Annotated in this window: 26 protein-coding genes; 11 read left to right on the top strand and 15 right to left on the bottom strand. The window is 57.6% G+C overall.

Annotated features, from left to right (window positions below; translation table 11 throughout):
- Window positions 1–151: 151 nt before the first annotated feature.
- The 9 genes from ACR3E4_RS18920 to ACR3E4_RS18960 form a co-directional block, all read right to left on the bottom strand.
- Window positions 152–1,201 (bottom strand): sugar ABC transporter substrate-binding protein, encoded by a 1,050-nt coding sequence (locus tag ACR3E4_RS18920; protein ID WP_480536600.1) that lies wholly within the window; start codon window positions 1,199–1,201, stop codon window positions 152–154.
- A gap of 462 nt (window positions 1,202–1,663) precedes the next feature.
- Window positions 1,664–2,421, bottom strand: a protein-coding gene (locus ACR3E4_RS18925) for an IS5 family transposase (RefSeq protein WP_480536684.1) whose coding sequence is annotated in 2 segments (ribosomal slippage) — window positions 1,664–2,097 and window positions 2,097–2,421 — 759 coding nt in all. Because the reading frame shifts where the segments join, the coding sequence is not laid out codon by codon here.
- A gap of 412 nt (window positions 2,422–2,833) precedes the next feature.
- On the bottom strand, window positions 2,834–3,037 hold the full coding sequence (locus ACR3E4_RS18930) for a hypothetical protein (RefSeq protein ID WP_480530609.1): 204 nt from the start codon (window positions 3,035–3,037) through the stop codon (window positions 2,834–2,836).
- Between the two features lie 11 nt (window positions 3,038–3,048).
- On the bottom strand, window positions 3,049–4,182 hold the full coding sequence (locus ACR3E4_RS18935; RefSeq protein ID WP_480530611.1) for a Gfo/Idh/MocA family protein: 1,134 nt from the start codon (window positions 4,180–4,182) through the stop codon (window positions 3,049–3,051).
- 12 nt (window positions 4,183–4,194) lie between these two features.
- The gene (locus ACR3E4_RS18940; RefSeq protein ID WP_480530613.1) at window positions 4,195–4,935 is read right to left on the bottom strand and encodes a sugar phosphate isomerase/epimerase family protein; all 741 of its coding nucleotides are present in this window, start codon (window positions 4,933–4,935) and stop codon (window positions 4,195–4,197) included.
- Window positions 4,936–4,999: 64 nt separating this feature from the next.
- Entirely contained in the window at window positions 5,000–6,079 is a 1,080-nt protein-coding gene (locus tag ACR3E4_RS18945) for an ABC transporter ATP-binding protein (protein WP_480530615.1), read from the bottom strand.
- Window positions 6,080–6,084: 5 nt separating this feature from the next.
- On the bottom strand, window positions 6,085–6,990 hold the full coding sequence (locus tag ACR3E4_RS18950) for a carbohydrate ABC transporter permease (RefSeq protein WP_480530617.1): 906 nt from the start codon (window positions 6,988–6,990) through the stop codon (window positions 6,085–6,087).
- Window positions 6,983–7,873 carry a carbohydrate ABC transporter permease gene (locus ACR3E4_RS18955; RefSeq protein ID WP_480530619.1) on the bottom strand — a complete coding sequence of 297 codons (891 nt, stop codon included), beginning with the start codon at window positions 7,871–7,873 and terminating at the stop codon, window positions 6,983–6,985. Before ACR3E4_RS18955 ends, ACR3E4_RS18950 begins: the two co-directional genes overlap by 8 nt.
- Window positions 7,874–7,952: 79 nt before the next feature.
- A complete protein-coding gene (locus ACR3E4_RS18960) occupies window positions 7,953–9,179 on the bottom strand; it encodes an ABC transporter substrate-binding protein (protein ID WP_480530621.1) in 1,227 nt (408 codons plus the stop codon).
- A 174-nt stretch (window positions 9,180–9,353) separates the two neighbouring features.
- Here ACR3E4_RS18960 and ACR3E4_RS18965 point away from each other — a divergent pair, with 174 nt between their 5' ends.
- From ACR3E4_RS18965 to ACR3E4_RS18975, 3 genes are read left to right on the top strand one after another with little or no spacing between them, the layout of a single operon-like run.
- On the top strand, window positions 9,354–10,406 hold the full coding sequence (locus ACR3E4_RS18965) for a LacI family transcriptional regulator (protein WP_480530623.1): 1,053 nt from the start codon (window positions 9,354–9,356) through the stop codon (window positions 10,404–10,406).
- Window positions 10,407–10,429: 23 nt separating this feature from the next.
- The gene (locus ACR3E4_RS18970; protein WP_480530625.1) at window positions 10,430–11,485 is read left to right on the top strand and encodes a sugar phosphate isomerase/epimerase family protein; all 1,056 of its coding nucleotides are present in this window, start codon (window positions 10,430–10,432) and stop codon (window positions 11,483–11,485) included.
- Window positions 11,482–12,600: a Gfo/Idh/MocA family protein gene (locus tag ACR3E4_RS18975; protein WP_480530627.1), complete on the top strand. Its 1,119-nt coding sequence runs from the start codon at window positions 11,482–11,484 to the stop codon at window positions 12,598–12,600. The genes ACR3E4_RS18970 and ACR3E4_RS18975 overlap by 4 nt, the downstream gene beginning before the upstream one ends.
- A 460-nt stretch (window positions 12,601–13,060) precedes the next feature.
- Here ACR3E4_RS18975 and ACR3E4_RS18980 read toward each other — a convergent pair whose 3' ends face one another.
- The 6 genes from ACR3E4_RS18980 to urtA all read right to left on the bottom strand — a co-directional run bounded on the left by ACR3E4_RS18980 (window position 13,061) and on the right by urtA (window position 19,409).
- On the bottom strand, window positions 13,061–13,198 hold the full coding sequence (locus ACR3E4_RS18980; protein WP_480530629.1) for a hypothetical protein: 138 nt from the start codon (window positions 13,196–13,198) through the stop codon (window positions 13,061–13,063).
- Between the two features lie 248 nt (window positions 13,199–13,446).
- Window positions 13,447–14,142, bottom strand: a complete 696-nt coding sequence (gene urtE, locus ACR3E4_RS18985) for an urea ABC transporter ATP-binding subunit UrtE (protein ID WP_480530631.1) — start codon at window positions 14,140–14,142, stop codon at window positions 13,447–13,449.
- 3 nt (window positions 14,143–14,145) lie between these two features.
- Entirely contained in the window at window positions 14,146–14,886 is a 741-nt protein-coding gene (gene urtD, locus ACR3E4_RS18990; RefSeq protein ID WP_480530633.1) for an urea ABC transporter ATP-binding protein UrtD, read from the bottom strand.
- Window positions 14,883–16,112, bottom strand: a complete 1,230-nt coding sequence (gene urtC / locus ACR3E4_RS18995) for an urea ABC transporter permease subunit UrtC (RefSeq protein WP_480530635.1) — start codon at window positions 16,110–16,112, stop codon at window positions 14,883–14,885. The genes urtD and urtC overlap by 4 nt, the downstream gene beginning before the upstream one ends.
- A 3-nt stretch (window positions 16,113–16,115) precedes the next feature.
- Window positions 16,116–18,068: an urea ABC transporter permease subunit UrtB gene (gene urtB / locus ACR3E4_RS19000; RefSeq protein ID WP_480530637.1), complete on the bottom strand. Its 1,953-nt coding sequence runs from the start codon at window positions 18,066–18,068 to the stop codon at window positions 16,116–16,118.
- A gap of 60 nt (window positions 18,069–18,128) precedes the next feature.
- Entirely contained in the window at window positions 18,129–19,409 is a 1,281-nt protein-coding gene (gene urtA / locus ACR3E4_RS19005; protein WP_480530639.1) for an urea ABC transporter substrate-binding protein, read from the bottom strand.
- A 361-nt stretch (window positions 19,410–19,770) separates the two neighbouring features.
- On the opposite strand from urtA, the gene ACR3E4_RS19010 reads away from it, so the two are divergent.
- From ACR3E4_RS19010 to ureG, 8 genes are read left to right on the top strand one after another with little or no spacing between them, the layout of a single operon-like run.
- The gene (locus tag ACR3E4_RS19010; protein WP_254705402.1) at window positions 19,771–20,625 is read left to right on the top strand and encodes an urease accessory protein UreD; all 855 of its coding nucleotides are present in this window, start codon (window positions 19,771–19,773) and stop codon (window positions 20,623–20,625) included.
- 1 nt (window position 20,626) lies between these two features.
- A complete protein-coding gene (locus ACR3E4_RS19015; RefSeq protein WP_152460019.1) occupies window positions 20,627–20,929 on the top strand; it encodes an urease subunit gamma in 303 nt (100 codons plus the stop codon).
- A gap of 15 nt (window positions 20,930–20,944) precedes the next feature.
- Complete coding sequence (locus ACR3E4_RS19020; protein ID WP_152460018.1) at window positions 20,945–21,106, top strand: peptidase M23; 162 nt, start codon at window positions 20,945–20,947, stop codon at window positions 21,104–21,106.
- Complete coding sequence (locus tag ACR3E4_RS19025; protein WP_480530641.1) at window positions 21,103–21,408, top strand: urease subunit beta; 306 nt, start codon at window positions 21,103–21,105, stop codon at window positions 21,406–21,408. Before ACR3E4_RS19020 ends, ACR3E4_RS19025 begins: the two co-directional genes overlap by 4 nt.
- Window positions 21,408–23,117: an urease subunit alpha gene (ureC, locus tag ACR3E4_RS19030; protein WP_480530643.1), complete on the top strand. Its 1,710-nt coding sequence runs from the start codon at window positions 21,408–21,410 to the stop codon at window positions 23,115–23,117. Before ACR3E4_RS19025 ends, ureC begins: the two co-directional genes overlap by 1 nt.
- 18 nt (window positions 23,118–23,135) lie before the next feature.
- Window positions 23,136–23,588: an urease accessory protein UreE gene (gene ureE / locus ACR3E4_RS19035; protein WP_152460013.1), complete on the top strand. Its 453-nt coding sequence runs from the start codon at window positions 23,136–23,138 to the stop codon at window positions 23,586–23,588.
- The gene (locus ACR3E4_RS19040; RefSeq protein WP_480530645.1) at window positions 23,572–24,225 is read left to right on the top strand and encodes an urease accessory protein UreF; all 654 of its coding nucleotides are present in this window, start codon (window positions 23,572–23,574) and stop codon (window positions 24,223–24,225) included. Before ureE ends, ACR3E4_RS19040 begins: the two co-directional genes overlap by 17 nt.
- A complete protein-coding gene (ureG, locus tag ACR3E4_RS19045; RefSeq protein WP_480530647.1) occupies window positions 24,222–24,872 on the top strand; it encodes an urease accessory protein UreG in 651 nt (216 codons plus the stop codon). Before ACR3E4_RS19040 ends, ureG begins: the two co-directional genes overlap by 4 nt.
- Window positions 24,873–25,203: the final 331 nt, after the last annotated feature.

The following is a 25,203-nucleotide window of genomic DNA, read 5'->3' on the forward strand; positions in this document are numbered from 1 at the left end:
TTCAGAAAGGTGTTTCGGACATTCCCCACCCTGACCGGCAGTTTCGCCGTAAGGGGTTAAGGAAGGAGGGCACCATGAAGCCGCGTGCGGGGAGTACACGCATAGTTAGCCAGATGGCGAAACGCCCTCCTTCAGGAAACAGTCTCGGGGATCAGTTCCCGTAAACTTCTTCCTTGGAGTAGAAGCCGCCAGCGATGATCGTGTCATCGATGTTGTCCTGTGTCACAAGCGTGATCGGGGTCACGATTGTTGGCACATCGGTGAAGCCGTTGTTGATAACCTTGTCCACTTCGACCAGATCAGCAGGTGCAGTGTCCGGCGCATTAGCCAACGCCACTGCAACTTCTGCCGCGGTTTCCGCAAGTGGATCGATCTGTTTCCAAATTTCTACAGCCTGCTTGCCTTGCGCCACGTATTGGATGTTTGCCAGGTCGGCATCGGATCCGGCTACAAATACTTTGTCTGATGACGCAAGCCCCTGTGCTTCCAATGCCGCGATAACACCACGGGCCATGCCGCTGTTGTTGGCGATAAACGCGTCGATGCTGTTGCTGTTAGAGGTCAGCGTGTTTTCTGCAGTCGCCATGGCCTTCTCAGATGACCAACCTTCATGCGCCTGATTTGTTACCAGTTCCAACCCCGGGTTCGCTTCGACAATCTCCAACACACCGCTGCTCATGGCAATCGCGTTGGAGTCGCCCGGTTGACCTTGAATCAAGGCGATTTTGCCGGACACCTCTCCATTTTTCTCCTGCAGCCATTCGACCATGGCTTCGCCTTGCAAGCGGCCCACGGCCCAGCTGTCTTGCATCACCATCGCATCCAGCGGCCCATCCACGAGCATTGAGTCATACCCGACAACACGCACACCTTCGCTGTTTGCCATGCTGACCATGCTACCGGCAGTGCCGGTATTCACGGGCTGCAACACGATGACATCTGCTCCCTTGGCGAGCATGTTTTCGAATTTCGCGAGCTGCGTCAGCTCGTCATTATTCGCTGAATCAAAGATAACTTCGGCGCCCAGTTCCTCAGCTTTCGCAGTAAACGCGGCGCGGTCACGCTTGTAGCGTTCTTCCTGCATGGTTTTCAGCAGAAAGCCAATTTTGACATCGCCTGCATACGCTGTCCCGGCAGTTAGTGCGACAGCGGCGACAGAAAGCAAGGCGGCTCTACGGGTAATGGTCTGCAAAAGGGACATATTTCCTCCAGTGTATGTTCCTTGGCTGCCGGTCCAATTGGGTTGGCAACGCTAAATGCTTCGCAAATTGTGCTGGGTGCCGGCTAACCGGTAAGAACAAGCGTCAATCTCAAAGCGATAACGCTAACATAGCGGTGAAGATTGAGAGGAGAATTTGTATATTTAGAAAGCATAAATATTCACAATACCGTTGGGACTTCTGCGCCCAAAGGGATTTTACATATTTAACAACACCATAATTGATTGCCACTCACTAATTGAATACATTGAATCCTCTTGGACAGGCCGCGACAGAGTTGTGCCATAATCGCAAAGCGGGTTGCAAAGCCGCGAAATCGGCAATCAAACATCCTGATGAGATAGCCAGGCCGAAACCGTCTGGTGGTTTCTCTGTTTGCATACTCAAGCGGACCAATAAGTCAGTTCACGCAGACGTCGTCGAATGACCGCTAGGGTCAGGATTCATAACCAGTAGATGACGACGGCTGCGAGCGCGATGGCCGAGAGGAAGACCTTGGGACACCTGTCGTAGCGGGTTGCCACGCGTCTCCAGTCTTTGAGCCTGCCGAACATGATCTCAATGCGGTTGCGCCGTTTGTATCGGCGCTTGTCGTATTTCACGGTCTTCTTGCGCTGTTTTCGTCCAGGGATGCAGGCGCGTATCCCTTTGTCTTTCAACGCATCTCTGAACCAGTCGGCGTCGTAGCCTCGGTCTCCGAGCAGCCATTCGACCTTTGGCAAACCGCCCAGCAATGCCCGTGCGCCGATATAGTCACTGACCTGTCCGGCGGTGATGAAGAGGTCGAGCGGTCGTCCCTGGCTGTAGCAAATGGCGTGAAGCTTGGTGTTCATACCACCTTTGGTCCGGCCAATCAGGCGACCGCGCCCCCCTTTTTAGCGGCCATGCTGGTCGCTGTTCGATGTGCCTTCAGGTAGGTCGCGTCGATCATGACTGTCTTCTGTTCGCCGTGCTCGGCAGCTAGCCCCACCATCATCCGCGCGAATATGCCCTTTTCGCTCCAGCGCTTCCAACGGCTATAAAGCGTCTTGTGTGGGCCATAGGCTTCAGGAGCGTCGCGCCACCTTAACCCATTGCGGTTGATGAAAATTATCCCGCTCAGAATCCGCCTGTCGTCGACCCTTGGCTTACCGTGCGACTTTGGAAAGTAGGGTTTCAGACGCGCCATCTGTGCGTCGGTCAGCCAGAAAAGATTGCTCATGTCACCGCTCTGTTTTCGGAGCCGTGAATCACGCAGCGCTCGGGAAATCAATGCATCCTGACCCTAGACAGGGCCATAGGCGATCCCTCATTCGAGCGTTAGCTGACTCAGGAACAGTCTCACATGCTCTCAGAGATCAGATCATCGAAATTTTTTCACGTGAGTTGAAACACAAAAGCTTGTCGGCTTTGGAAATTGCGATTGCCATGCGGAATTGGAAGGAATCGCGTTTGGATGGCCAGTTCGCAATTTTACTTGAAAGCGAAGACGTTGACCCCGTCACGCAGTTCGTCATCCAAACCAAATTGGCATCAAAAGACTGAACGCCAATAGCGTGCCTCACAGTATTAAAGCGGTGCTATCGCCGGAGGGTTCCTCCCGATCTGTGCAGAGTCCGAATAAGCCGACCGATCTATCCGAACAGTCGCGGCTCACCCATTCTGTCGTGGATCGAATTCACCATGTCTGGCTTGAGTCCCAGCGCTTGTGACAGCTCATACAGGTACCGGGCCTCTTTGTTTGTATCCAGATCGATCCCCATAGTGGTTTTGCCAACACCAGACACGCCCATGACAATAAAGACATGATTTCGGGTGGCCTTTGGGGGTTCAACCATAGGAGTGCAACTCAAATGAGTAGAGCGCGGGCTTGATCCGGGAGCAACGCATCCGGACGTTCGCAAGAGGTGACTATATCGACCCAGCGTCGTTCTTCAGCCGACTGTAGGATTGCGGTCATTATCTCGACCACGTGAGTCGCTAGTTCCAAGCTGCAACGATGCGGCCTTCCCGTGGCGACGGCAGCGGCCATATCCGCAAGTCCTGCACAGCGGTAGTTGGCACGGTCATTCCCTTGCCCGTCCTTGGCATTGGGGATCTCAAATGCATGATTGCGAGACGCAATAGCGGTGGCATCGCCGTCCTGCTTGGCTAGATAAACCTCACCCCCAAAGAAATTTGGATCAGGAAGGTACAGCGAACCATCAGTTCCATAGAGCTCCATGTTCTCATGGCGATGGGCGCAAACATCCCAACTTGCGCCAAGGGTGATCAGCGCGCCGTTTTCGAATTCAAGCACGGCGTGAATATTGGTCGGCGTGTCCACAGGCACGGTTTCGCCTTCGCGCGGGCCATTGCCGATGGTGCGGGTCGGAAAGCTGACCGAAGCCATGGCTGTCACCGCTTTCACCGGCCCGATAAGTTGCACCAGGCTGGTCACATAATAGGGACCGAGGTCAAGAATGGGTCCGCCACCGGGCTGGAAAAAGAAGTCCGGATTGGGGTGCCAAGCCTCCATTCCGCGCGACATTACGTGACAGGTACCACCGATGATGTCCCCGACCAGATTTTCGTCAATGGCTGCACGAGCGAGTTGATGGGCACCGCCCAGGAAGGTGTCCGGCGCCGATCCTACGCGCAGACCTTTTTCCGCCGCCAGGCTCCGCAGTGCTTCGCCCTCTTCAAGGGTCAGCACGAAGGGCTTTTCGGAATAGGCGTGTTTGCCTGCCTCCAAAATCCGTTTGGTCACATCGAAATGTGCCGCCGGGATCGTCAGGTTGACGATTATCTCAATGTCATCAGCAGACAGCAGATCGTCAATCGTATCGGTGCGGACGGAAAACTCTTCGGCCCGTGCCTTGGCCGCATCCATGTTCAGGTCGGCAACCGCCCGGACCTCAAGCGCCTCAAAAAGTGGCGCGAGCTTGAGGTAAGAGGTCGAGATATTTCCGCAGCCGATGATGCCGACACCAACAGTCTTCATGTCTGCGATCCCTCAAAATGCCTGAACAGTGGCCAGCGAGCGGGTCGCCATGCGGACGTGGTCATTGGGGTTGTCATGCTCGATGACATAACGCTCGACCCCGGCGGCATCCATCGCCTGCTTGATCGCGGGCCAGTCCATGATGCCGTGACCAACATCGGCCCAGCCGCTCTCATCGGCATTTTCACCTTCGGGCGCACGGTCCTTGACGTGCACGGTGGTGATGCGGTCGGCATATTTCGCTAGCCATTCCGCTGGGTTGTGCCCAGCCACTTTGACCCAAGCCAAATCCAGCTCAAGCATGATGTCGTCCGAAGCGGCGGCGATGATATCCAGCGGAATCTGCCCGTCGACAGGAACAAACTCGAAATCGTGGTTGTGCCAGCCGAACTCAAACCCAGCGGCGGTGATCGGTTCGCCGGCTTTGGCCAGACGCGTGGCAAATTCCTGCCAACCGGCCAGAGTTGTCGGGCGTTCGGCCGGCGGAATGAATGGCACGATCACCGTCTTGATTCCTAGGATCTTGGCAATCTCGATCGCCTTTTCGGGCTCGTTTTCGACCAGATCAGGCGCGAAATGGCCCGTCGGCATGGTCATGCCATGGGTCTCGAGCAAGGCTTTGGTCTTGGCCAGGTCTTCATAGTAAGGGCCAACACCTTCGACCTCTTTGACGCCCAACTCGGCGAGCATCTTGAAGGTCTCTTCAACGTCCCAATTGCGGGAGGAATAAAGCTGATAGGATATAGACGGCATGATCTGTCCTTTAAGATCAAGTTGAGGGGATGGCTTCGGCCCGTTTTCTAGATTGGAAAGTGGCTTAGAGCCGCAATTCCGATTGAATATCAAAGAGCGAGGATTGTGACAGGTCGAAACCAAGTCGCAGTTTCTCACCGACTTTCACATCGGCCTGCCCCTCCATGCGCACGCGGAAATGGTTGCCCGCAACAACACAATCCACCAGCTTGTCTGAGCCAGTTGGTTCAATCAGGTCGATATCCACATCGATCTGATAGGGCGCGTTCAGCACAAGCTCTCCGGTGACCACATGTTCGGGACGGATGCCCAAGGTCGCAGGGCCTTCGATCGAACCCTCCGAAGAGAATTCGTAGCCGGACAGCGGGATCTTCTGCTCGCCCACTTCGAAGTGACCGTCCTTGATCTGGCCATCCATGAAATTCATTGACGGCGATCCGATGAAGCCCGCCACATATTTGTTGACCGGGCGGCTGTAGATTTCATCAGGGGACGACAGCTGCATGATCTGACCGCCCCGCATGATCGCGATCCGATCGGCCAGCGTCATCGCTTCGATCTGGTCGTGAGTGACGTAGATCATGGTGTTTTCAAGGTTTTGGTGCAGGCGCTTGATTTCGACCCTCAGATCCGCGCGTAGTTTCGCATCGAGGTTCGACAACGGCTCGTCAAACAGAAATACATCGACGTCGCGCACCAACGCACGCCCGATAGCCACACGCTGACGCTGACCACCGGACAGGGCGGCAGGTTTGCGTTTCAAAAGCGGCTCGATTTGCAGGATTTCCGAGGCGCGTTTGATCCGCTCGGCGATCTCAGCCTTTGGCAGGCCCGCATTCTTAAGGCCGAAGGACAGGTTCCCCTCGACCGTCATCTGCGGGTAGAGCGCATAGGACTGGAACACCATGCCGATGCCACGTTCGGACGGCTCGGCCCAAGTAACGTTCTGACCGTTGATGTGGATCTGCCCAGCGGAGATATCCAGCAGGCCTGCAATACAGTTCAACAGGGTGGACTTGCCGCAACCGGACGAGCCCAGGAGCACCAGGAATTCGCCCTTTCCGATATCGAGATTGAGGTCTTTGAGGACTTTAACCGATCCAAACCGCAGGTCGAGATTTTTGATTTCTACTGAGTTTTCCATGATGTTCAGCCTTTCACCGCGCCGGCGGCGATGCCGCGCACAAAGAGTCTTCCCGAGACGAAATATATGGTCAGTGGCACCAATCCGGTGAGGATCGTGGCGGCCATATTGACGTTGTATTCCTTCACGCCTTGAGTCGTGTTGACGATATTGTTCAGCGACACAGTCATCGGATAGCTTTCCGGGCCGGTGTAGACGACGCCGAACAGGAAGTCGTTCCAGATGCCTGTCACTTGCAGGATCATCGCAACCGTGAAGATCGGCAGAGACATGGGCACCATGATGCGGAAATAGATGCCCCAGAAGCCCGCCCCGTCGACGCGTGCAGCCTTGAACAGCTCTTCAGGCAGCGACGTGAAATAGTTGCGGAACAGCAGCGTCAGGATCGGCATCCCGAAGATCGTGTGAACAATGACCAACCCCGATAACGATCCGTATAGGCCAATCTCGCGCAGCATGATCACAATCGGATAGAGCATCACCTGATAGGGGATGAAGGCGCCAAAGATCAGGATGGTGAAGAACAAATCCGCGCCTTTGAACTTCCAGTTGGCCAAAGCGTAGCCGTTCACCGACGCGATGATGATCGACAGGATCACCGAGGGGATCGTGATCTGGACCGAATTCCAGAACCCAGTACTGAGACCGTTACAGGTCAGACCGGTACAAGCCTCGGACCAGGCTTTGACCCAAGGTTGAAAAGTAACCTCCATCGGCGGGGCAAAGATATTGCCCATCCGGATTTCCGGCATGCCTTTCAGCGACGTCACGATCATGATGTAGAGCGGCAGAGCGTAGTAGGCAGCCACTAAAAAGAGCGTGCCGTAGAGAAAGATATTGCGCCGCGAGAAGGCCTTTTGCGGTTTTGGCCCATGTGGGTCGGTGAAAGCGGAAGCGGAAGTATCAGCCACGGTTCTTGCCTCCAAACTCGAGGATAGCCCAGGGGATCACGATGATTGCGACCGTCATCAACATCATGGTCGAGGCAGCAAAGCCTTGACCCAAATTGTTGGCCTGGAACATCATGTCATAGACGTATTTGGCGGGAACTTCGGTGGCGATGCCCGGACCCCCGCCCGTTTGCGCCACGATCAGGTCATAGAGTTTCACAATGCCCGTCACCACCAGTACAAGGGTCGTGATAAAGACCGGGCGCATCATCGGGATGACAATGAAGATATAAGTTTTCCAGGCGGGGATACCGTCGACACGGGCCGCCTTCCAGACCTCTTGATCGATACCGCGAAGACCGGCGAGCATTAGCACCATAACGAGCCCGCTGCCCTGCCAGAGGCCGGCAATGAGCACGCCGTAAATTGCGATATCGGCCGTATAGAGCGGGTCGAAGGTGAAGCTTTCCCAACCCAGACCACGCACGATATTTTGCACGCCGAATTCCGGGTTCAGAATCCATTGCCAGACCAGGCCGGTGACAACGAAGCTGAGCGCATATGGGTAAAGAATAATGGTCCGAATAGTATTCTCAAATCGGATCTTTTGGTCAATCAGCGCAGCCAGAATGAAGCCGATCACAAACATCAGAACCAGCATACAGAAGCCATAGATGGCAAGGTTCTCGATTGAAACCAGCCATTTACGCGTTGTCCAAAGACGCTCATACTGGTCAAGGCCAACCCAATTCAAGCGCGGCAAAAGCCCTGAATCGGTAAAACTGTAAACAACCGTCCACACGGTTCCGCCAACAAAGACAAAGAGTGCGGTCAACACCATTGGTATTGCTGCAATCTTTGCTGATTTGTTTCGGAACAGCTGGTTTGGGCGCGTCGAAGTCATCGCCTATCTCCCTGCTGAAAGCCCGACAATCAAAGTGGATGGGTTAGCCCGTTCGAAAACGCGCCAACCCCAGAGTGGTTTAGTTTGCGCGTTCAATAATGCGCACGAAATCGGCGTGTGCATCTTCCGGGGAGTAGGAAGGATCGGCAAAGAACTGCACCATAAGATCGTCGATCTGAGATTTGGTGTCAGGGGTCACCAGCATGTTGAAGTCCGGCAGAAGTGCGCCTTCCGCAAGCAAGGCCAGACCCTGCTGCATGCAGTCATTGGCTGCTTCGAGGTCGATATCACCCCGGACCGGCAACGAGCCTTTCGCTAGGTTAAAGCTTACCTGAGTTTCAGGCTTGAGAAGCAGGGCTGCGAGTTCGGCTTGGGCCGCCGATAACTCCGCGTCGTCGAGCACGGGGAAGTAGAATGCGTCACCGCCCGTTGATAGACGCGGGTTTACGCCAAGACCAGGCAAGCAGCTATAGTCTTCACCGGCAACCTGACCGGCAACCGCGAATTCACCTTGTGCCCAATCACCCATGATCTGGCCGCCAGCCTTGCCCGTGATCAGCATGTTGGTGGCGTCGTTCCAGTTCTGGACGTTGGAGTTAGCAGCCATATCCCGCGCGGACGCGGCGGCGGCGAACACGGATGCCACGTCTTCGCCCGCGGCAATCTCGACGTTCTTGTCGCCATAAACGCTGGTGAATACGTCGCTTGGCGGCAAGCTTGCCATGAAGACATTGAATGCGCCGGCCTGCTGCCAGCCCTGCTGACCTATGGCCATCGGGATTTTCCCGGCAGCCTCAAGAGCGTCTGAAGCGGCAACGAATTCATTCCAATTGGTCGGTACCGCAACACCGGCGTCTTCAAAAGCACCATGGCTTACCCAGAGCCACTGCCAGGAGTGGATGTTCACCGGGGCGCAATAGACGCGCCCGTCGACGGTGCAGGCTTCCAGCAAGCTGGGAGGGTTCACAAGGTCAAGCCAACCTTCGGCCTCGGCGATGTCGGTGATGTCTCGCAGCAGCCCTGCTTCGATCAGCTCTTCGGCCTGACGACCGTGGTTGAACTGGAACGCGCCCATTGGGTCGCCACCTGTCAGGCGGCTCACCATAACAGCGCGCGCGGCGTCGCCTCCAGCGATCGCGCCGTCAACCCAAGTATTGCCCGTGGCATTAAAGGCATCGGCGAACTGCTGGACTGCTACGGCCTCACCGCCCGACGTCCACCAGTGCATAACTTCAAGCTCAGCGGCAGAAGCGCTGGATGCGGCGACAATCGCCGTTGCTGACATCAGCATTTTAGTCCGGTTCATGGTTTCCTCCCACCTATAACGATATAGTTTTTCTCCTATAACGTTATAGTTTCTCCTTGCAAGTGTTTTTTTGTACGCTTTATTATTGGGGTGCGACCTTTCGCAGACGGAGGCGAAGCAAGAATTGCTGAATAGGTTCAGGCCTGTCTAAGCAGTGTTCTGAGGTGTAGGCTAATGAGACGAAGCGCAGATGTAATCGCTGGATTGAGCAAAAAAGAACTGTCGGCGCTGGTTCATCCAGGCGAGCGACCGACCCTGAAGACAATCTCGCGAATCAGCGGTTTGGCCGTCGCAACGGTCTCACGCGCATTGGGGGATGCTCCGGATATCGGCAGCGACACCAAAGAGCTTGTACGCAAAATCGCCGATGCGGTGGGCTATGTCCCAAACCGAGCCGGGGTCCGCCTCCGGACAGGACGAACAAATGTTGTCACCCTCGTCGTGCCCGCGGAGGGCGATGTCATCAGCAGCGCAACTCGCCTTACGAGTTCAATCGCACTCGAGTTGCGTGGGACACAGTTTCACCTGAACGTGTTGCCATGGTTTCCAGACGAAGATTCGTTGCGGCCGATCAAGTACATCGTCGAAACGCGGTCAGCCGATGCGGTAATCTTCAATATGGTCGAACCAGAAGACCAGCGCGTCGCGTATCTGATGGAACGCAAGTTTCCATTTGCGACGCACGGGCGTTCGAAGTGGTGCGCCGATCACGCCTATTCCGACTACGACAACGCTGCATTCATGCGCATCGCTCTAAACCGTCTTGCAGAGCGTGGACGCAGAAACATCCACGCAATTCTACCACCCCTGCATCAGGCCTATGCCACGGACATGAAGCGCAGCCTGATTGAAACCGCACCTCATCTGAATCTGAGCTATCGAATTGCCGAGAGGGTCTCCAGCGACGATTCTTCCGACGACATCCGGCATTGGCTGCTGAACAGGTTTGAAAAGTCACCAGATATTGATGCTGTTGTCTGCGCTTCCCCCAAAGTGGCCATCGCGACCATCGGTGTTCTCGAAGGCCTAGGGCGCAAGCTGGGCAAGGATATCGACGTGTATTCGAAAGAAACCGTGCCGTTGCTGAAGACATTCCGCGACGACATCCTCGTCGAAACTGAGGATGTCGGGAAGACGGGCCAGTTCCTCGCAAAGGCTGTCATGCAGCAACTGATCGCACCCGATGAGCCGTTGATGCAAAGGCTGCACGTTCCTCCTGAACACTAACAATCCATCGCAAGGAGAAAACGATGGCAACTCAAATCAAGGGGCCAGCCCTTTTTCTGGCCCAATTCGCGGGCAACGAAGCGCCCTTCGACTCCCTGGCCGGGATCACCCGCTGGGCCGCGGTGTTGGGCTACAAGGGCGTGCAGATCCCGACCTTCGACGCACGCCTGTTTGACCTTGAACAGGCAGCGACCAGCCAGACCTATTGCGACGAGATTAAAGGGATTTGCGCGGACGCGGGGGTCGAGATCACCGAACTGTCGACCCATCTTCAGGGCCAATTGGTGGCCGTGAACCCCGCCTATGACGAAGCCTTTGACGCCTTCGCGCCTAAGGTCGTGCATGGTAATCCCAAGACGCGGCAGGAATGGGCCGTGGATCAGATGATGAAGGCCGCCGTCGCCTCCGAACGGCTTGGCCTCATGCACACGGTCAGTTTCACAGGATCGCTGGCGTTCCCTTATCTCTATCCCTGGCCGCAGCGCCCCGCCGGTTTGATCGAGGAGGCTTTTGCCGAGCTTGGCCGCCGCTGGACCCCGATCCTGAACCACTACAAGGATCACGGGCAGGATATCGGCTTTGAAATTCATCCCGGCGAAGATGTCTTCGATGGCGCCACGTTTGAGATGTTTGTCGATGCATGTGACGGCCATGACGCGGCGATGATCAACTACGACCCCTCGCATTTCCTGCTGCAACAGCTCGATTATCTGGCCTTCATCGACATCTATCACGACCGCATCAATGCGTTCCACGTGAAAGATGCCGAGTTTAACCCAACCGGACGTCAGGGTGTCTATTCCGGTTATCAGGGTTGGACCGACCGCGCCGGGCGCTTCCGGTCTCTTGGGGATGGCCAGGTCGATTTTGCCGGGATTTTCTCAAAGCTCACGCATTATGGCTACGACAGCTGGGCCGTTCTTGAATGGGAATGCTGCATCAAGTCACCGGAACAAGGCGCAGCCGAAGGGGCACCCTTTATCGAAAAACACTTGATCGAAGTGACCGGCAAAGCCTTTGACGATTTCGCCGGAGCAGAGCGTGACGATGCGCAAATCAAACGGATGCTAGGACTATGAAAAAACTAAAACTTGGAATGGTCGGCGGCGGCCAAGGCGCATTTATCGGTGGTGTGCACCGCATCGCCGCGCGTATCGACGGCAAGTGGGATCTGGTCGCGGGAGCGTTGTCATCCAACCCTGAACGCGCGGCGGCCTCGGCGGTGGAGCTGGGCATCGCGCCGGAGCGGTCTTACGACAGTTTCGAAGTCATGGCCCAGCAGGAAGCCGCACGTGAAGATGGCATTGATGCGGTTGCGATTGTAACGCCAAATCACATGCATGCAGGCCCTACGATCGCGTTTTTGAATGCTGGGATTAACGTGATCTGTGACAAACCCCTTGCCGCGACACAGGACGATGCTGAGGCAATCAAAGTCGCCGTGGACACTTCAAAGGCAAATTTTATCCTGACTCACAACTACACAGGTTACCCACTTATGCGACAAGCCCGTGAGATGATTGCACGTGGAGATCTGGGGAAATTACGGGTGGTTCAGGCCGAATATGCCCAGGATTGGCTGGCCGAAGACACCAGCAACAAACAGGCCGATTGGCGCACCGATCCCAATATGTCCGGCGCTGGAGCGATAGGCGACATCGGCACGCATGCCTTCAATCTTCTCTCTTTCGTATCGGGTCTTGGTACGGAAGCGCTGTGTGCAGACCTGCATTGTTTCGTAGATGGCCGTAAGGTCGATGACAATGCCCACATCCTTTTACGTTTGGAGGGTGGCGCTAAGGGTATGATTTGGGCCAGTCAAGTTGCCGTTGGTTGCGAAAATAGCCTGACATTGCGCATCTATGGCGATAACGGCAGCATTGAGTGGAACCAAGAGAACCCAAACCAAATGAGTTTCACCAGATTTGGGGCGGCCACACAAATCCTCACACGGGGCGGCTCTCATTTAGGCGATGAAAATGACCGTTGGACGCGCATCCCTCCTGGGCATCCCGAGGGGTATCTAGAGGGGTTCGCCAATCTCTACAGTGACGCAGCCGATCTTATCAGCGGTTCTAGCGATGGGCTTCTCCTCCCCGGGATTGACGCTGCAATGAATGGCATGTGGTTTATCACAGCGTGTCAGACAAGCTCGAAAAATGACGCGTCTTGGGTGCGCAATAATCCAAAATAAGGCTGTAAGTGCTAAGGATAAGCTAAGTTGAAGCCATTGGGGAATATGTAGCGAAAGCCCGCTTCATCCTGTGTGGATGACATCTGCTTTGCAAGGACAAAATGCTCTGATTGCACAGCTGGTCAGTATAGTCCTGTGTCCGGCCTTTGATCGCGGATGCTGTATTTCCGCCGGCCTTGATGGGTTCCGTGAACCTAGTCCCAATCATCGACGCGAACTTGAAAGTTCGGGACAAAGCTCGGGGTTCGACGGGATCGAACGGTTCTCGGATAACCGCACGTGCAATCATGGCATTCGTCTTGCATGAGATCGAACGATTAAAAACAACCGTGCCGTCAGTGCTAATTCCATGAACCTGAAAAACATCTGCAGTCTGCTGCATTGCGCGACAGTTAGGTGCAGACGCCATCCACCCCATCCGCGTTCTGTAAATCACGGCCTTTAAAACATGCTGTGTAGTTCACGAATGGTCGAAATCGCCGCCGCGGCGCGTCATAAAATGTCGTGCTTGTGCAGAATATTTGCCGCTGCGCGCACGCGGTATGAAATCAAAATGACCGGCATGGGCTCCTTCCAGTCCTCGGAGCAGACGCAGCATGGGCCCCTGCCCCGTATTCCCGGCCCATGAGAGACATTCGACGCGCTGGTGGCATTCTGTGGTCGCAGCCCACATTCCGGTCGTCCGCTGCAAATGCAGAATCTGACACTGTTCGAACCCAACCCTGCGTAACGAATCCACCGCTGCGATGTTGCATTGAAGTCCACACTAGGTAGCTAGAATTCTAAACTGCGCCCCGTAAAGCCTGAAGCTTCTCGGCGTTCAACGGGCTGGTTCCTTTATGAATGTCAAACCGTTACGCCTTGCAGAACCTGTTCCCGCGACAGCTCGTCCCGCGTGCCTTTCATCAGGACCGCGCCGCGCCGCAGGACGATGAACTTGTCGGCAAGATTATAGGCGAAATCGAAATACTGCTCTACCAGAATGATCGCCATCTCTCTTTTGGTTCGGAGGTGGCGAATTACCTCGCCGATCTGCTGGATGATGTTGGGCTGAATGCCTTCGGTCGGTTCGTCCAGCAGCAAAAGTTGAGGCTTGGTGATCAGCGCCCGGGCGATGGCAAGTTGCTGTTGCTGGCCACCCGACAGATCACCCCCGCGCCGGTTCTGCATTTTCTTCAGCACCGGGAACATATCGAAGATCTCGTCCGGAACGAAATGCTCATTTGTTGGCAGGCAGACAAAACCGGCCTCAAGGTTTTCGCGGACAGTCAACAGCGGGAAAATCTCGCGCCCCTGCGGCACGTAGGCCACGCCTTTCCACGCCATGCGATGGGCTGGCAGAGGTGGCAGGGCCTCACCGTTTAGTATCAGATCGCCGCCCGAGCGCGGATGCGTCCCCGAGATCGCCTTGATCAGGCTTGTTTTCCCCACGCCATTGGTGCCCATCACGCAGGTCACCTCTCCTCGCGCGGCCTCCAGCGAGATACCGTTGAGGATTTGCGAATGCCCGTAATGCAGGGTCAGATCGGTCAGTTTCAGCATTGCTCAGCGCCCCATATAGACATCGATGACGTCCTGATTTGATGTGACATGATCCAGTGAGCCCTCGGCCAGAACCGAGCCTTCATGCAGGACTGTGACCTTGCAATTGAGGCGGCGCACGAACTCCATGTCATGCTCGACCACAACAACGGCGCGAGTTTTGGCGGCCTGTACCAATAGATCGGTCGTGTGTTGGCGTTCTTGCGGGGTCATCCCGGCGGCGGGTTCGTCAACCAGCAGAAGGCGGGGTTCCTGCGCCAGAAGCATACCGATCTCAAGCCATTGTTTTTGCCCGTGGCTGAGTTCGCCGGATTTGCGGGTCAACTCATCCTTCAGACCAATTTCAGAGGCTAGATCCGCGACCTTGTCCAGATCATCTGCTGAAGGCCGATAGAACAGCACGCCCAGCCAGCCGCGCTTGTTTTTCAGCGCCATCAGCAGGTTTTCCTGCACGGTTTGATCTTCGAACACGGTGGGTTTCTGGAACTTACGCCCGATGCCGGCTTGCGCGATCTTGGCTTCGCTCATTCGCAACAGGGAAACGGATTTCTCACCCCAGATCACGCGGCCTTCGTCGGGTCGGGTCTTGCCGGTGACGATATCCATAAAGGTGGTTTTGCCCGCCCCGTTCGGTCCGATCACCGCGCGCAGCTCGGCGTTGCCGATCTGGAAGGACAGGTTGTTGATGGCGCGGAACCCGTCGAAGGTAACCGACACGCCGCTGACCTCTAGCAGAGTGCTCATTCCGTGGCCTCCTTTTCACGCAACGCGCTTTCATCAGGCCCCAGGGCCGCGCCGTGGCGCTGTGGTGCGCGGCGGTTGGTCCAGAGGTCGAACAGCCCTCCGATCCCTTGCGGAGCAAACAGCGTGACCAGCACGAAGGACACGCCCAGCAGCACCTGCCACCAGTCGACCCATTTGATCGTGTAGAACCCCAGCGGGATATCTGGTGCCTGCCCGCCCGTGAACCATGTGCTGAGCAGGCTGACGAACGCCGCGCCGATGACCGCGCCGTACAGGCGACCGCGCCCGCCGATGGCAACCCAGACGGCCAGATAGATCGAGGCAATAGGGGCCATTTCCTCGGGGTTGATGATGCCCGCCTGCGGGTAATAGAGCGCGCCTGCGATGGCTGCGATACAGGCGGTGAGCGTGAAGACGGCCAGCTTGTAGACTTCGACCAAGTAGCCGAGGAACCGCACACGCGCCTCGTTGTCGCGGATGCCCCGGATGACCGAGCCAAACTTGCCTGACACCACCCATGCCGCCAGCATGTATCCCAGCCCCAAGGCCAAAGCCGAGGCCCAGAGGAACCAGATCGACACCACATCCTGCGAAGCCGTGACGCCCGGCAGGTTCTGCAAGCCCGACAGGCCGTTGTTGCCGCGCAAGCCGCTGTCGTTCTGAAACAGGTACAACGCCAGCGCCAAGGTCATTGCTTGCGTCAGGATCGACAGGTACACGCCCGTCACCCGGCTGCGGAACGCCAGCCATCCGAAGATCAACGCCAACAGGCCCGGCACCAATACGACAAGTGCCAGTTGCAGGAACAGACTGTCTGAAAAGGCCCAGATCAGCGGGAAGTCCGACGATCCGACGACGCCGAAGATTTGCGTTCCGATGGCGTCCACCACCTCGGACGGGGTGGGCGGAATGTCGGCTTGCGACAGTGACTCGACCACGATCAAGCGGGTGCGTTCGTACATCAGCCACATGCCGATCATGTAGCCGCCCAGCCCGAAAAAGGCGAAATGACCGAGAGAGAGGATGCCCGTGAAGCCCCAGACCAGATCCATCGCCACAGCGATCAGGCACAGGCACAGGGTCTTGCCCAGCGTTTTGACAAAGCTGGTCGAGATCACGCCGATCCCGAACCCTTCGGACAGGACGGTAACGCCCAAGGTGAACAGGGACAGGATGGCCAGAAAGACCAGCACCGAGGGGTTTTTGGCAACAAAGCTGCGGTCCATGGCTCAATCCCCCGCCGCGCGGCCTTTGAGGGCGATGATGCCCCTTGGCCGGAACTGGATGAAAATGATGATGAAGATGATCATGTAGGTTTGGGCCGCGAGGGTGTTCGAGGGGGTCATCCACTCAATCCCCTTTTGCAGGAAGCCGATCATGCCTGCCCCCGCCAGCGCGCCCCAGATATTGCCCACACCGCCGACAACCACAGTCATGAAGCTCTGCACGATATAGTCGCTGCCCAGATCGGACGTGACCTTGGCGAACAGTCCAATTGCAACTCCGGCGATCCCGGCGATGCCCGAACCCAGCCCGAAGGTCAGCATATTCACCCGCCCTGGATTGATGCCCATCGATCCGGCCATACGCGGGTTCTGCGTCACTGCGCGCATCTCAAGCCCCAACCGGGTGCGTTTCATGATGTACAAAAACAGCCCCAGAAAGATCATCGCCAGCACAAAGATCGCGATACGGATATAGCTGATCGAGACCACGTCGTTCAGCACCCAAGCGCCGTCCAGCCAGCCGGGCGCGGTCAGCGGCCTTGCCTGCGTGCCGAAGGTGTTCTTGGCCAGTTGTTGCAGCGCAATCGAGATACCGAAGGTCGCCAACAGAGTCTCAAGTGGACGCGAATACAGCCAGCGGATCACCAGCCGCTCCATCGCGACGCCCATGGCGAAGGTGACGGCAAAGGCCATCGGGATCGCGACGATGATCGACAGCGTGTGGTCGGGGATAAATTGCTGCACCACATAGCCAGTGTATGCGCCCATCATGATGAACTCACCATGGGCCATGTTGATGACGCCCATCACACCGAAGGTGATCGCCAGGCCGATTGCGGCGAGGAAATAAATCGACGCCAGAGAAATCGCGTCCAACGTCAGGTCGAGGGTCTGGTTCAGGCCGACCTTCAACTCAATCTGCTCCAATGCATGCGCGGCGGCGGCGGTCACGTCGAACGAAGGCTCCGCGTAGGTATCAAAGAACACATGCGCGGCAAGTGCTGCATCGATGTCGGCTTGCGTGATCAAGGCCGGGAAGGCCCCAGCCTCAGCCAATGCCTCATACGCCTGCGCGCGGGCAGCGGCGGAGCTCAGTTGCGCAACCGGTACACCCCCCACGCGACCTCGGTCGATATTGGCGGCCAGAGCGGCGCGAAGGTCGTCTGCCGAAACACGCGGTGCGGCCAGATCGCTGGCAACCAGCAGATCATAAGCCACGTCGCGCGACAGGTCATCCGAGTCGGGTTGCAGCACGGCGGCGATATTCATGTCCGAGGGCAGCGTGGCAGCGGCCTGTCGTTTGGTCACTACCAAAGGGTTCAGGGCCGCGCGAACATCGACGCCCAGATCGTCGGACATCTCTTCAATCGCAGCCACACGCGCGCCGGTATCGGTGTCATACCCAATGGTCAACAACCGTTCCAACCGCTGTTTCTGCGCCTTCAAATCCGCATCGGGTTCGTCGTCAATTGACGCGCGAAGTGGTTCCAACAATACCCCCTCGGGATCGCGTTGGATGGATTGCAACGCAGCCTGTCGCCGAGCGCGATCTGGATCGGTCAACTGGAACTGCACCAAAGCCGTTCCGATCATCGCGCGGATACCGCTATTGGGTTTCAACTGTTTCAGGTCGGATCTCTCAAACGTCCCGACGACCTCTCCCGTATCGAAATCGGTCAGTTCATACGACCGCCCCTCGGCTTTTTTCCCGGCAAAGAACAGGCCGTCGGACTTGCGCATCCACACGTCCTTGGCGGCCCATGTCTCAAGCATCACCTGCGCCTGTGGCAACCCGCTGCTGGCAATCGCGTCAATCGCCGGTTTGATCGTCTTGCGTGAGCTTTTGGCGATGATCTCCTGATGCTGTCGCAGAATCGGCTGCAAACCGGCCTCTTGCGCGTTGGCAGTCAGGCAGGCGCACAGGATTGCGAGGCCCGCAAGGTATAGTCGTAACATTTGATGAAACCCGAGATGTCTTGGGGCAAAGCGGGCAATCACACCCGCCTTGCGTATCGTTTAGTAGTTCGACAGGGTCTGAACGCAGGTCTTGGTCTCGGTGTTGTACATACCGCAACCCAGTTCTTTCCAATCCGAGATCAGCACCGCCGATTCCGGCAGGAAGTCAGTCCAGGCGTCGCCCGGCACAACGTCGGTTTCGCTGATGATGTCGAACTGACCGTCTTCCTGAATCTCACCGATCAGAACCGGCTTGGCCAGGTGGTGGTTCGGCAGCATGACAGCAGTTCCACCGGTCAGGTTCTGGAATTCCTGCCCGTACATGGCGGCGCGCACATCGTCGACTTCGGTCGAACCGGCCTCGGTCGCGGCGTTCACCCACATGTTGAAGCCGATGTAATGCGCCTCCATCGGGTCATTGGTCACGCGCTCGTCGCCCATGGTTGCTTTCCATGTTTCAACGAATTCAGCATTGGCATCGGTATCTGCTGACTGGAAGTAGTTCCACGCCGCCAAATGGCCGACAAGGTTGGTGGTATCCAGACCGGACAGTTCTTCCTCACCCACCGAGAAGGCCACGACCGGAATGTCGTCTGCTGAGACGCCCGCCGCAGCCAGCTCTTTGTAGAAGCCAATGTTGGCGTCACCGTTGATGGTCGAGATCACGCCGACCTTCTTGCCATCAGCACCCAGTGCGACCACATCGGCCACGATCTTGGACCAGTCAGAGTGCCCAAACGGGGTGTAGTTGACGAAGATATCCTCGTCCGCGATGCCCTTCTGCCTCAGATAGCTTTCCAGAATGTTGTTGGTGGTGCGGGGATAAACATAATCAGTGCCTAGCAGTGCGAATTTCTCAACGCCCAACTCGTCCAGGAAATAGTCGGTCGCAGGGATTGCCTGCTGGTTCGGCGCGGCACCAGTGTAGAAGACGTTCTTGGAAGATTCTTCACCCTCATATTGAACCGGATAGAACAGCAGGCCGTTCAGTTCTTCGATCACCGGCAGGACCGACTTTCGGCTAACAGACGTCCAGTTGCCAAAGATCACATCCACCTCATGCACGCTCAGCAGCTCACGCGCTTTTTCAGCAAATAGCGGCCAGTCGGATGCGGGGTCGACCACCACGGCCTCAAGCTGCTTGCCGAGCAGGCCGCCCTTGGCGTTTTGCTGGTCGATCAGCATCAGCATGGTGTCTTTCAGCGTGGTCTCCGAGATCGCCATGGTGCCCGACAGCGAATGCAGTACGCCAACCTTGATGGTGTCTTCTGCCGACAACGCAGCGGTTGCCATGGCGGCGAAGACGGCCGATCCGGCGAGCGTGGATTTGAGAAATGTCATTAGATTCTCCTGGCGGGGCGGGCACAGAAGCCTTGCGTTGACACGCCGTCTTCTACTACCTGATCCCCGCAACTGTATGTTGCGTTACGTGTGGCGGTTGTGTCCGAGGTCCAATTCGCGCAGCCGTCACACACCCCTGGGCGTTTTCCCCGTGGTGGGCACCCATACGGTTTCTGCATTGCGGCGAAGTTGGCAAATCGTTAGCCGGACATTCCCGATCATTCGGCACTTGTGCTCAAATTTTCGGCGAAAGTCGGGATGATTGCCCAAGAAGTAATCTGCTGCTCTGAAAAACGGACAGGATTCGCTGTTCGGGAATAGAGTTTTGACAAACAAGCGCTGAAACAGGCGGCACCGAACGTTGTCCCGCAGGTGCGCCATTACACATCACGCCACGATATCGCCCCCCAAGGCCACGACGCCGCCACGCGCACAGGGCGCAGTTCGGCTGAGCGTCAAGCGTTATTGCAAAGCCTCGGTTCTGGACGGGTTTCGCCAGTCGGGATCGTTCAAGTGCCTGTTCCCCCGAACCGACGGGGATGCGCTGGATGCCGTGTTGCTGAACACTGCGGGCGGGATCACAGGCGGCGATTCGTTTCGATTGCAGGCTCAGGCGGGTAAAGGCACAACGTTGACCCTGACCACGCAGGCCTGCGAGCGCGCCTATAAGGCCAAGCCCGGCCCGTCCGGGCAGGTCGTCAATCACCTGATAGCCGCACCGGGCGCGCGGCTGAACTGGTTGCCGCAAGAGACGATCCTATTCGACGGCAGCGCGCTTGACCGCCGTTTGCAAATCGATCTGGCCCCTGATGCCAGCGCGCTGATGGTCGAGCCGCTGATCTTCGGGCGGATGGCCATGGGCGAACGCCTGACCGATATCCGCCTGCGCGACCGGATCGAGATTCGCCGGAACGGCGCGCCCCTATTTCTGGACGCCTTGCGGTTCAGCGGCGATCTGCAGACGCATCTGGCCCAGCCCCATATCGCAGGCGACGCAGGTGCGATGGCTTTGGTCGCCTTCGCCTCACCCACGGCCCAAGGCCAGTTGGACGCGATCCGTCAGATGCTGCCCGACACCGCCGGGGCCAGCTTGCTGCACCGTGATCTGCTGGTGATCCGAATGCTGGCCCAAAACAGCCTTGCCCTGCGCCGCGCGCTGCTGCCGGTCCTGCGGCAACTGAACAATAATACGCTTCCCCGATGCTGGACAATCTGACATGAACCTGACGCCCCGAGAAAAAGACAAACTGCTGGTTGCCATGGCCGCCGAGGTCGCCCGCAAGCGGCTGGCCCGTGGTGTCAAGCTGAACCACCCCGAGGCGATTGCCCTGATCACTGACGCCGTGGTCGAAGGTGCCCGCGACGGGCGGTCGGTCGCCGACATGATGCAAGCCGGGGCCGAGGTGATCACCCGCGCGCAATGCATGGAGGGCGTGCCCGAGATGATCCACGAGGTTCAGGTCGAGGCCACCTTTCCCGACGGCACCAAGCTGGTGACCGTCCACAACCCTATTCGCTGACAAAGGAACCCTGATATGACCCGTATGCTTTTCCCCGCTTTGATCCTGGCTGGCCCCGCCGCCGCGCATAATGGCACGCATATCCATGCACATGGCACGGACTATGCCGCTTTGGCCGTGGGCCTCGCGGTGGTCGCACTGGCCGCTGTTGCTTTGATGGTGAAACTAAACAAATGATCCCCGGCGAGCTTTTCCCTGCCGAGGGCGAAATCACGCTCAACCCGGGCGTTGAACCGGTGACGCTGATGGTGGCCAATACCGGCGACCGCCCAATTCAGGTCGGCTCGCACTATCATTTCGCCGAAACCAATCCCGCACTGGAATTCGACCGCGCTGCCTCCCATGGCCTGCGTCTGGACATCGCCCCCGGTACCGCTGTGCGGTTCGAACCCGGTCAGGCCCGAGAGGTCTCGCTGATCCTGATCAGCGGCGCGCGCAAGGTTTACGGGTTCAATCAAAAGGTCATGGGGCCACTCTGATGCCAGCAAAAATCAAACGCTCTGACTATGCCGCCATGTTTGGCCCCACCACGGGAGACAAGCTGCGGCTGGCCGACACCGATCTGGTGATCGAGGTAGAACGCGACCTGACCGTCTATGGCGAAGAGGTCAAATTTGGCGGCGGCAAGGTGATCCGTGACGGGATGGGGCAGTCTCAGGCCACCCGGGCCGAAGGGGCCGTGGATACGGTCATCACCAATGCGCTGATCGTGGACCACTCGGGTATCTACAAGGCCGATGTGGGTCTGAAAGACGGGCGCATCGCCAAGATCGGCAAGGCCGGGAACCCAGACACGCAGCCCGGCGTCGATATCATCATCGGCCCCGGAACCGAGGCCATCGCGGGTGAAGGGCGTATCCTGACCGCGGGTGGGTTCGACAGCCATATCCACTATATCTGCCCACAACAGATCGAGGACGCGCTGCATTCCGGTCTGACCACCATGCTGGGCGGTGGCACCGGACCGGCGCACGGCACTCTGGCCACCACCTGCACCCCCGGCCCCTGGCATATCGGGCGGATGCTGCAGGCGGCTGACGCCTTCCCGATGAACCTGGCCTTTGCCGGTAAGGGAAACGCTTCGCTACCCGCTGCGTTAGAGGAACAGGTCAAGGCCGGGGCCTGCGCGCTGAAACTGCACGAAGATTGGGGCACGACACCTGCGGCCATCGACTGCTGCCTCTCGGTCGCCGACGCGATGGACGTGCAGGTGATGATCCACACCGACACGCTGAACGAATCCGGCTTTGTGGAAAACACCGTGGGGGCCATGAAAGGCCGGACCATTCATGCGTTTCACACCGAGGGCGCAGGCGGCGGCCACGCCCCGGATATCATCAAGATCTGCGGTGAGAACCACGTTCTGCCGTCCTCGACCAACCCGACGCGGCCCTTCACCGTGAACACGGTCGAAGAGCATCTGGACATGCTGATGGTCTGTCACCACCTCGACAAATCCATCCCCGAGGATGTGGCTTTTGCCGAAAGCCGCATCCGGCGCGAGACGATTGCGGCCGAGGATATCCTGCACGACATGGGCGCGTTCAGCATCATCGCGTCCGACAGTCAAGCCATGGGCCGCGTGGGAGAAGTGCTGATCCGCACATGGCAGACCGCTGACAAGATGAAGAAACAGCGCGGCCGCCTACCCGAGGAAACCGGTGAAAACGACAATATGCGCGTGCGCCGCTATATCGCGAAATACACCATCAACCCGGCAATTGCCCACGGCGTCAGCCATGAAATCGGCAGCATAGAAGAAGGCAAACGCGCCGATCTGGTGCTATGGAACCCCGCCTTCTTTGGCGTGAAGCCCGAAATGGTTCTGCTGGGCGGCACCATTGCCTGCGCGCAGATGGGCGATCCGAATGCCTCGATCCCGACACCGCAGCCGGTCTATAGCCGCCCGATGTTCGGGGCTTATGGGCGCTCGGTGGAACACTCGGCGATCACCTTTGTCTCGGCCGCCGCGCAGGCCGACGGGATTGGCGATACGCTTGGGCTGGCGAAACAGACCGTCGTCGTGCGCAATACCCGCGACATCGGCAAGCAGGATTTGCTGCTGAACGATGCAACGCCGCAGATCGACGTCGACCCCGAAACCTATGAGGTACGTGCGGACGGCGAATTGCTCACCTGCCAACCCGCCGAGGTTTTGCCGATGGCGCAACGTTATTTCATGTTCTGAGACAGGAAGAAGGCCAAGATGACCTCCGCGATCAAAACCGCCCGCATCTACCACAATCACCCCCACACCCCGGCCTATGCGCAGGTTTCGTTGGACTATGACGGGCGCTTCCTGCGCCGAAAGATGCTGGCAACCGATGAGGGTGAGGCGTTTCTGGTCGATCTGGCCCAGACAAAGTCTCTGGATCATGGCGGGGTTCTGGTGCTCGAAGACGGGCGCGAGATCGAGATCATCGCCGCCCCCGAAGACCTTCTGGAAATCAGCGGCGACCATCTGCTGCAACTGGCATGGCATATCGGCAACCGGCACACGCCCTGCCAGATCGAAGCAGACAGGCTGCTGATTCAGCGCGATCACGTCATCCGCGACATGCTGACGAAACTGGGGGCCGACATCCGCGAAGTCGTCGAGCCCTTTACCCCCGAAGGCGGCGCATATGGTCATGGCAGGACCCATGGACACACCCATTAACGCCGACATCCTGACGCTGACGCAGTGGTTGTCCCCGGCCTATCCGGTGGGCGGTTTCGCCTATTCCCATGGGCTGGAAGCCGCGATCGAACAGGGCCGGGTCGCGGGCGCTGACCAGACAGGCGATTGGGTCGCTACGGTGCTGCAACATGGCTCGGGCTGGAATGACGCGCTGTTTCTTGTGGCCGCCTATGATGCCGCTGACAGGGCTGCTTTGACCCAGATCGATGCCACCGCCCGCGCCATGTGCGCTGGATCGGAACGGCTTATGGAAACCGATCTTCTGGGTCGGGCCTTCGGGTCCGTGACCGGAGATATCTGGGGGTTGGACCTACAGCGCCTCACCTATTCGGTCGCGGTGGGCCGCGCCGCGCGGATGCAGAACCTGCCTCTTCTGCTGGTGACACAGATGTTCCTGCAGGCGTTCATGAGCAACCTGGTCGCCTGCGCTACCCGCCTTGTGCCTCTGGGTCAGACCGATGCGCAGCGATTGATCCGCGACCTAACGCCGCTCTGCGCCGATATCGCTGAAACAGCGCAGCAAACAGGTCTGAGCGAGCTGAGTTCGACCACCTTCATGACCGACATCGCCACGATGCAGCACGAAACTCAATATTCAAGGATTTTTCGAACATGAGCAGTATGAACGGCCCCCTCCGCGTGGGCATCGGCGGCCCGGTCGGAGCTGGCAAAACCACCTTGACTGCCGCCCTTTCTGAAGCCCTGCGTGACGTCTGCTCCCTGGGTGTCATCACTAACGACATCTACACTCAAGAGGATGCTGAAGCCCTGATGCGGATGCAGATCCTGCCGCAGGACCGGATCATTGGCGTCGAAACCGGCGGCTGCCCGCACACCGCAATCCGCGAGGATGCCTCGATCAACCTTGCGGCTGTTGCTGAAATGCAGGCGCGCCACCCCGATGTAGATGTGGTGCTGATCGAAAGCGGTGGCGACAACCTGTCGGCCACGTTCAGCCCCGAGTTGGCGGACCTAACGATATATGTCATTGACGTTGCCGCGGGCGAGGAAATCCCGCGCAAGGGTGGCCCGGCGATCACAAAATCAGACATTCTGATCATCAACAAAACCGACCTCGCCCCCCATGTCGGAGCATCGCTCGAAGTGATGGAACGCGACGCGACACGTATGCGGAAAGGCCGGCCTTTCGTGTTCTCTGCACTGCGCCAACGTACGGGCGTTGATGCGATCGTCAGTTTGTTGGCGCAGATCGGAGGTCTGAAAACTGCAGATAGAACTGTAGCAGAGACTTTTGGCCATTGACGTGCGCCTCTGTCGATTGAATGACGACCGAACCATGTAGCTCGTAGTCCGCTAACAATTTCGTTCTTGGGCGCGGCGAACCGGCCCGATCGCCGATACAGTGCTTCGCCGCAAGGGGTCGTCCCGACACCCCCCGAAGATGAACACAATCGTCATCAATGGGTTATCTTCGGCAAGTCTCCGAAAGAGCTCGTTTGCCTCGCTGCTCGATGGTCCATCGGTATTCGCAACCAGTCTTCGCCTTGCCTCAATTTTCCACTTCGAAATTTGTTGGCGTAACCTGACCATGTTGACCAGTTAATGGGATATGGCCAAAGTATAGAACCCACCT

It is taken from the genome of Ruegeria sp. AP11, from assembly GCF_056535865.1.

Bases quoted from the DNA above. Each gene is read 5' to 3' on its own strand.
- ACR3E4_RS19020 (WP_152460018.1), top strand. From the start codon at position 20,945: ATGACCCGTATGCTTTTCCCCGCTTTGATCCTGGCTGGCCCCGCCGCC.
- ACR3E4_RS18970 (WP_480530625.1), top strand. From the start codon at position 10,430: ATGGCAACTCAAATCAAGGGGCCAGCCCTTTTTCTGGCCCAATTCGCG.
- ureG (WP_480530647.1), top strand. From the start codon at position 24,222: ATGAGCAGTATGAACGGCCCCCTCCGCGTGGGCATCGGCGGCCCGGTC.
- ACR3E4_RS19015 (WP_152460019.1), top strand. From the start codon at position 20,627: ATGAACCTGACGCCCCGAGAAAAAGACAAACTGCTGGTTGCCATGGCC.
- urtA (WP_480530639.1), bottom strand. From the start codon at position 19,409: ATGACATTTCTCAAATCCACGCTCGCCGGATCGGCCGTCTTCGCCGCC.
- urtB (WP_480530637.1), bottom strand. From the start codon at position 18,068: ATGTTACGACTATACCTTGCGGGCCTCGCAATCCTGTGCGCCTGCCTG.
- ACR3E4_RS18920 (WP_480536600.1), bottom strand. From the start codon at position 1,201: ATGTCCCTTTTGCAGACCATTACCCGTAGAGCCGCCTTGCTTTCTGTC.
- ACR3E4_RS18945 (WP_480530615.1), bottom strand. From the start codon at position 6,079: ATGGAAAACTCAGTAGAAATCAAAAATCTCGACCTGCGGTTTGGATCG.
- urtE (WP_480530631.1), bottom strand. From the start codon at position 14,142: ATGCTGAAACTGACCGATCTGACCCTGCATTACGGGCATTCGCAAATC.
- ACR3E4_RS19040 (WP_480530645.1), top strand. From the start codon at position 23,572: ATGGACACACCCATTAACGCCGACATCCTGACGCTGACGCAGTGGTTG.
- ureC (WP_480530643.1), top strand. From the start codon at position 21,408: ATGCCAGCAAAAATCAAACGCTCTGACTATGCCGCCATGTTTGGCCCC.
- ACR3E4_RS18940 (WP_480530613.1), bottom strand. From the start codon at position 4,935: ATGCCGTCTATATCCTATCAGCTTTATTCCTCCCGCAATTGGGACGTT.
- urtD (WP_480530633.1), bottom strand. From the start codon at position 14,886: ATGAGCACTCTGCTAGAGGTCAGCGGCGTGTCGGTTACCTTCGACGGG.
- ACR3E4_RS19025 (WP_480530641.1), top strand. From the start codon at position 21,103: ATGATCCCCGGCGAGCTTTTCCCTGCCGAGGGCGAAATCACGCTCAAC.
- ACR3E4_RS18965 (WP_480530623.1), top strand. From the start codon at position 9,354: ATGAGACGAAGCGCAGATGTAATCGCTGGATTGAGCAAAAAAGAACTG.
- urtC (WP_480530635.1), bottom strand. From the start codon at position 16,112: ATGGACCGCAGCTTTGTTGCCAAAAACCCCTCGGTGCTGGTCTTTCTG.
- ACR3E4_RS18930 (WP_480530609.1), bottom strand. From the start codon at position 3,037: ATGGTTGAACCCCCAAAGGCCACCCGAAATCATGTCTTTATTGTCATG.
- ACR3E4_RS18975 (WP_480530627.1), top strand. From the start codon at position 11,482: ATGAAAAAACTAAAACTTGGAATGGTCGGCGGCGGCCAAGGCGCATTT.
- ACR3E4_RS18980 (WP_480530629.1), bottom strand. From the start codon at position 13,198: ATGCTGCGTCTGCTCCGAGGACTGGAAGGAGCCCATGCCGGTCATTTT.
- ACR3E4_RS18955 (WP_480530619.1), bottom strand. From the start codon at position 7,873: ATGACTTCGACGCGCCCAAACCAGCTGTTCCGAAACAAATCAGCAAAG.
- ACR3E4_RS18960 (WP_480530621.1), bottom strand. From the start codon at position 9,179: ATGAACCGGACTAAAATGCTGATGTCAGCAACGGCGATTGTCGCCGCA.
- ACR3E4_RS18935 (WP_480530611.1), bottom strand. From the start codon at position 4,182: ATGAAGACTGTTGGTGTCGGCATCATCGGCTGCGGAAATATCTCGACC.
- ureE (WP_152460013.1), top strand. From the start codon at position 23,136: ATGACCTCCGCGATCAAAACCGCCCGCATCTACCACAATCACCCCCAC.